General features: G+C 71.6%; 2 protein-coding genes. One reads left to right on the forward strand and one right to left on the reverse strand.

Annotated features, from left to right (window positions below):
* Window positions 1-227: LysR family transcriptional regulator (locus FV228_RS30905; RefSeq protein ID WP_147857880.1), on the reverse strand; the 227-nt coding region annotated here is incomplete at its 3' end.
* Between the two features lie 123 nt (window positions 228-350).
* Between FV228_RS30905 and FV228_RS30910 the strand changes: the two genes are divergently transcribed.
* The coding region (locus FV228_RS30910) for a VOC family protein (RefSeq protein WP_147857881.1) at window positions 351-969 on the forward strand (619 nt) is incomplete at its 3' end.

Raw genomic sequence — 969 nt, forward strand, 5'->3', positions numbered from 1 at the left:
GCCAGGATCCGCGCGGCGCCGGCCTTGGCGGCGTGGCCGGCCTCCGTGAGGGCGAGCTTGCGCGAGGTGCGGTTGAACAGCCGCGCGCCGATCCGGGCCTCCAGCCGGCCCACCGCCTTCGAGACGGTGCCCTTCGACAGGCCGAGATCCGCGGCGGCCCGGCCGAACGAGCCCACCTCCACCACCTTGGCGAAGACCGCCCAGGCCTCGAAATCGGGGAGCCGCATGGGTTGCATTCCGGAAACGATGAGTTTCCAGCGTTTCTATTTTCGGATCCGTTGGCAATGGCCAGATTGCCGTCATCGCAAACGCCCCGCGGCATCCGCGGCGGCTTCTCGGGAGACAGCGTCATGGTGCAGTCCGGCCTCCACCACGTCACGGCCTTTTCCGGCCCGGCAATGCGCAACCTCGACTTCCACACCCGCGTGCTCGGGCAGCGGCTGGTGAAGAAGACCGTCAACTTCGACGATCCGGGCACCTACCACCTGTATTACGGCGACGCGTCCGGGCAGCCCGGCACGATCCTGACCTTCTTTCCGATCGCGCACGCGGCCCCCGGCCGGGTCGGGATCGGCGAGACCCAGGAGACCGCGTTCCGGGTGCCCCGGGGCTCGATCGGCTGGTGGACCCACCGGCTGATCGAGAAGGGGGTCGCCCACGAGCCGCTGGTCCAGGTGTTCGGCGCGCCGACCCTGCGGTTCCGCGATCCCGACGGGATGATGCTGGCGCTGGTGGGCGTCGACGGCGCGGAGGCGGAGCCCGCCTGGGCCTCGGCCGAGGTCCCGGCCGAGCACGCGATCCGCGGCCTGCACGGGGTGACGCTCCTGCTGGAGACGGCCGAGGCCACGGCCGCGATCCTCACGGAGGTGCTGGGCCTGCGCGAGGAGGCCCGCGAGGGCAACCTGATCCGGTTCGCCGGCAGCGCGGCGCTGGGCGGCTTCGTGACCCTTCGGGCGGTGGGCGGCTTCC

Origin of the sequence: Methylobacterium sp. WL18 (genome assembly GCF_008040015.1) — a bacterium.
GTDB lineage: Bacteria > Pseudomonadota > Alphaproteobacteria > Rhizobiales > Beijerinckiaceae > Methylobacterium > Methylobacterium mesophilicum.